Annotated in this window: 4 protein-coding genes and 1 pseudogene; all 5 read left to right on the forward strand. The window is 63.2% G+C overall.

Features of this window, described 5'->3' with window-relative positions:
• The coding region (locus tag R3280_RS15865) for an Hsp70 family protein (protein WP_318999585.1) at positions 1–1,038 on the forward strand (1,038 nt) is incomplete at its 5' end.
• Positions 1,039–1,157: 119 nt separating this feature from the next.
• Entirely contained in the window at positions 1,158–2,291 is a 1,134-nt protein-coding gene (gene dnaJ / locus R3280_RS15870; protein ID WP_318999586.1) for a molecular chaperone DnaJ, read from the forward strand.
• 8 nt (positions 2,292–2,299) lie between these two features.
• Positions 2,300–3,103, forward strand: coding sequence for a 4-hydroxy-tetrahydrodipicolinate reductase (gene dapB / locus R3280_RS15875; protein WP_318999587.1), 804 nt, complete (start codon positions 2,300–2,302; stop codon positions 3,101–3,103).
• Between the two features lie 255 nt (positions 3,104–3,358).
• Complete coding sequence (gene carA / locus R3280_RS15880; protein ID WP_318999588.1) at positions 3,359–4,489, forward strand: glutamine-hydrolyzing carbamoyl-phosphate synthase small subunit; 1,131 nt, start codon at positions 3,359–3,361, stop codon at positions 4,487–4,489.
• A 70-nt stretch (positions 4,490–4,559) separates the two neighbouring features.
• Positions 4,560–5,277, forward strand: a pseudogene (carB, locus tag R3280_RS15885) (carbamoyl phosphate synthase large subunit); the annotation flags it as partial.

The following is a 5,277-nucleotide window of genomic DNA, read 5'->3' on the forward strand; positions in this document are numbered from 1 at the left end:
CACATGAACGTGAAGGTGACCCGCGCCAAACTCGAGTCCCTGGTGGAAGAGTTGGTTGAGCGCAGCCTTGAGCCCTGCAAGGTGGCACTGCAGGATTCCGGCGTGAAGAGCGCGGACATCGACGAGGTCATCCTGGTGGGTGGCCAGACCCGGATGCCGCTGGTGCAGGAGAAGGTGAAGAACTTCTTCGGCAAGGAAGCCCGCAAGGACGTCAACCCGGACGAGGCGGTTGCCGTCGGTGCTGCCATCCAGGCCGCGGTCCTGTCAGGCGACGTCAAGGACGTGCTGCTGCTGGACGTGACCCCGCTGACCCTGGGTATCGAGACCATGGGTGGCGTGGCCACACCGCTGATCGAGAAGAACACCACGATTCCGACCAAGAAATCGCAGACCTTCTCCACAGCGGAAGACAACCAGACCGCCGTGACCATCCACGTGGTCCAGGGTGAGCGCAAGCAGGCGAGCCAGAACAAGTCACTGGGTCGTTTCGACCTGGCCGACATTCCGCCGGCCCAGCGCGGTGTGCCGCAGATCGAAGTCACCTTCGACATCGACGCCAACGGCATCCTGCACGTGTCCGCCAAGGACAAGGCCACCGGCAAGGAGCAGTCCATCGTGATCAAGGCCTCTTCCGGTCTCAATGACGAAGAGATCGAGAAGATGGTGCGCGACGCCGAGGCCAACGCCGACGAGGACCGCAAGTTCGAAGAGCTGGTGCAGGTCCGCAACCAGGGCGACGCCATGGTTCACGCCGTGCGCAAGACCCTGAAGGAGGCCGGCGACAAGGTCAGCGACAGCGAGAAGGAGTCCATCGAGGCATCCTTGAAGGAGCTCGAGGAAGCGCTGGAAGGTGACGACAAGGACGACATCCAGGCCAAGACCGAGAAGCTCAGCGAGGTCTCCTCCGAGCTGGCCCAGAAGATGTATGCCGACCAGGCCGAGGCCGGTCAGCCGGGCGGTGAGGAAAAGGCCTCCAAGTCCGGCGACGACGCGGTCGACGCTGAATTCGAAGAGGTAAAAGACGAAGATAAGCGCTAGAATCGGCGCACTTTGATCGGTGAACGAAACGCGGGGAGTTTTCTTCCCGCGTTTTTTCCGTATGTAGACAACAAGTTGTGAGTCTCTCGATAGCAGGGGCCTGATACAGGGTTTTAAGCATGGCCAAGCGCGATTATTACGAGATTCTTGGGGTTGCCCGGGACGCGGACGAAAAAGAGATCAAGAAAGCTTATCGCAAGCTTGCGATGAAGTATCACCCTGATCGGAATCCGGACGATGTAGACGCCGAGAACAAGTTCAAGGAAGCCAGCGAAGCCTATGAAGTGCTGACCGACGCCGGCAAGCGCAGTGCCTATGACCAGTTCGGTCACGCCGGCGTGGATGGCCAGGCCGGTGGTGGCGGTGGTTTCGGCGGTGGTGCCGGCAGTTTCTCGGACATCTTTGGCGATGTCTTTGGCGACATTTTCGGCGGCGGTGGCGGCCGCGGCCGCACCACCCGCGGCGCCGATCTGCGCTATACCCTGGAGCTGGACCTGGAAGAGGCGGTCAAGGGCACCACCGTGAAGATCCGGGTGCCTGGCCATGTGGAGTGTGATACCTGCGAGGGCACCGGCGCCGAGAAGGGCTCGAAGCCGGAAACTTGCGGTACCTGTAACGGCATGGGCCAGGTTCGCATGCAGCAGGGTTTCTTCACCGTGCAGCAGGCCTGCCCCAGCTGCCGGGGCTCCGGCAAGGTCATCAAGAACCCCTGTAAGACTTGCCGCGGTGCCGGCCGGGTGGAAGAACAGAAGACGCTCTCCGTGAAGGTGCCGCCGGGCGTGGACACCGGTGACCGGATCCGGCTTTCCGGGGAAGGCGAGATGGGCGTCGACGGTGGCCCGCCGGGTGACCTCTACGTCCAGATCGCGGTGCGCGAGCATTCAATCTTCACCCGGGATGGCCGCAACCTCTACTGCGAGGTGCCCATCAGCATTGTGGACGCCGCCCTCGGTGGCGAGCTGGAAGTGCCCACCCTGGATGGCCGGGTCAAGCTGAAGATCCCGCCGGAGACCCAGACCGGCAAGCTGTTCCGCCTGCGCAACAAGGGCGTCAGCCCGGTACGAGGCGGCCCGGCGGGGGATCTGCTGTGCCGGGTGCTGGTGGAGACACCGGTCAACCTGACCAAGCGCCAGAAGGAACTGCTGGAGGAGTTCCAGGATACCCTCAACGGCGCCAACGGCAGCAGCCACGGGCCGAAGAAGTCGTCCTGGTTCGAGGGTGTGAAAAGTTTCTTCGATGAAATGAAATTCTGAGGCCAGCTATGACACGGGTTGCGATTACCGGCGCCGCCGGCCGAATGGGTAAGGTCCTGGTGGAAGCGGTCCAGGCCGCCGAGGGTGTGTCTCTCGGGGCCGCCGTGGTGCATCCGGACAGTACGCTGATTGGCGCCGATGCCGGCGAGGTGGCCGGTGTGGGCAAGCTGGGGATCGTCCTGGTGGGACGGCTGGCGGACGTGCTGGACGACTTCGATGTGCTGGTGGACTTCACTTTCCCGGACCTGACCCTAGAAAACCTGGCGGTCTGCAAGGCTCACGGCAAGCGCATGGTGATCGGTACCACCGGCCTCACCGAGGCCGACAAGCTGCAGGTGGCCCAGGCCGCCGAAACCGTGCCGGTGGTGTTCGCCCCCAATATGAGCGTCGGTGTGAATGTGGCGCTGAACCTGCTGCGTACCGCCGCCAAGGTGCTGGGTGACGACTACGACGTGGAAATCATCGAGACCCATCATCGCCACAAGAAGGATGCCCCCTCCGGCACCGCCCTGCGCATGGGTGAGGTGGTGGCCGAAGCCCTGGGACGCAACCTGGCGGAGTGCGCGGTTTACGGCAGGGAGGGTTTCACCGGTGAGCGTTCACGTACCGAGATCGGCTTCGAGACCGTTCGCGCCGGCGACGTGGTGGGGGATCACACCGTATTGTTTGCCGGTATCGGCGAGCGTATCGAGATCACCCACAAGGCCAGCAGCCGGATGACTTTCGCCAAGGGCGCCGTGCGGGCCGCCGAGTGGGTCTCCGAGAAGCCCGAAGGGCTCTACGACATGCAGGACGTGCTGGGCCTGAAGTAGGCTGCCAGCGGCCATGGCCGGCATTTCCCATGGACACAGGACGCCGTATTTTTTACAATAAGGCGGTTTAACTGCACCAAGCGTAGCCTGATTAATGCCGGCAACAATAAAGCGGGACGGAGCGGCAAGCTCCCTCTCGCTTTTTTGCGACCTGAATTTTGCGCTTGCGTTCCTGTTCGTGACGTTGGAGTCCGCCGCCGCCCGGCAGGGCTCGATTCGGAACTGACGATACGCCACTCGATGAGGATACAAGCCTTGAGTACACCCGCAATCCTTGCACTCGCAGACGGAAGCCTGTTCCACGGTATCGCCATAGGCGCCGAGGGGGAGACCAGTGGCGAAGTGGTTTTCAACACCGCGATGACCGGTTACCAGGAAATCCTGACCGACCCGTCCTACACCCGCCAGATCGTCACCCTGACCTATCCCCATATCGGCAATACCGGCGTCAACGAGGAGGACGTGGAGTCCGACCGCATCCAGGCGGCCGGGCTGGTGATCCGTGACCTGCCGCTGGTGGCCAGCAACTGGCGCAGCAGCAAGCCGCTGGATGTTTACCTGCGGGACAACAACGTGGTGGGCATCGCCGGCATTGACACCCGCCGCCTGACCCGCCTGCTGCGGGAGAAAGGCTCCCAGGCCGGCGCCGTGGTGGCGGGCGCGGATGTGACCGCTGAGCGGGCGCTGGAGCTGGCGCGGGCGTTTCCCGGGCTCAAGGGCATGGACCTGGCGAAGGAAGCCGGCGCCAGCAAGACCTGGCACTGGACCCAGGCTGAATGGGCGCTGGATTCGGGCTACGCCGAGAAAGGCGAGGGGCGCTTCAAGGTGGTCGCCTGGGACTACGGCATCAAGCTCAACATCCTGCGCATGCTCACCTCCCGCGGCTGCGACGTGACCATCGTGCCGCCACAGACCCCGGCGTCCGAGGTGCTGGCTATGTCCCCGGACGGCATTTTCCTGTCCAACGGCCCCGGCGATCCTGAACCCTGTGACTACGCCATCACAGCCATCAGGGACGTGCTGGAAACCGATATTCCGGTGTTCGGCATCTGCCTGGGCCACCAGCTGCTGGCGCTGGCCAGTGGTGCCCGCACCGTCAAGATGGGCCACGGCCACCATGGTGCAAACCATCCGGTGCAGAATACCGAAGACGGCACCGTGATGATCACCAGCCAGAACCACGGTTTCGCGGTGGACGAGGCAACCCTGCCGGACAACCTCAAGGCCACCCACAAATCCCTGTTCGACGGCACCCTCCAGGGTATTCGCCGCACCGACAAGCCGGCGTTCAGCTTCCAGGGCCACCCGGAAGCCAGTCCGGGTCCCAACGATGTGGCGCCCCTGTTTGACCAGTTTATCCGACTGATGGAAGAGCGCGTGGCCTGAGCCCGTCCCCATCGCAGAGCCGCGTTTTGCGCTGCACGAATTTAATAGTTGCTGACAGGTTTACAACGACATGCCAAAACGTACCGACATCAAGAGCATCCTGATCCTGGGTGCCGGCCCCATCGTCATTGGCCAGGCGTGCGAGTTCGACTATTCCGGCGCCCAGGCCTGCAAGGCCCTGCGGGAGGAAGGTTTCCGGGTGATCCTGGTGAACTCCAATCCGGCCACCATCATGACGGACCCGGCCATGGCGGACGCCACCTACATCGAGCCCATCACCTGGCGCACCGTGGCCAAGATCATCGAGCGTGAAAAGCCGGACGCCCTGCTGCCCACCATGGGTGGCCAGACCGCGCTGAACTGCGCCCTGGATCTCGAGAAGCACGGCGTGCTGGCGGAGCACGGCGTGGAAATGATCGGCGCCAACGCCGACACCATCGACAAGGCCGAGGATCGCGAGCGCTTCGACCAGGCCATGAAGGCCATCGGCCTGGAGACGCCCCGCGCGACCATCGTCCACAGCCTCGAGGAAGCCCTCCAGGTGCCGGACCAGTTCGGCTACCCCTGCATCATCCGGCCGTCTTTCACCATGGGCGGGTCCGGCGGCGGTATCGCCTACAACCGGGACGAGTTCGAGGAAATCTGCAACCGGGGTCTGGATCTGTCCCCCACCCGGGAACTGCTGATCGACGAATCCCTGATCGGCTGGAAAGAATACGAAATGGAAGTGGTGCGGGACCGCAAGGACAACTGCATCATCGTCTGCGCCATCGAGAACTTCGACGCCA

Source organism: Marinobacter sp. (assembly GCF_033722195.1).
Lineage (GTDB): Bacteria > Pseudomonadota > Gammaproteobacteria > Pseudomonadales > Oleiphilaceae > Marinobacter.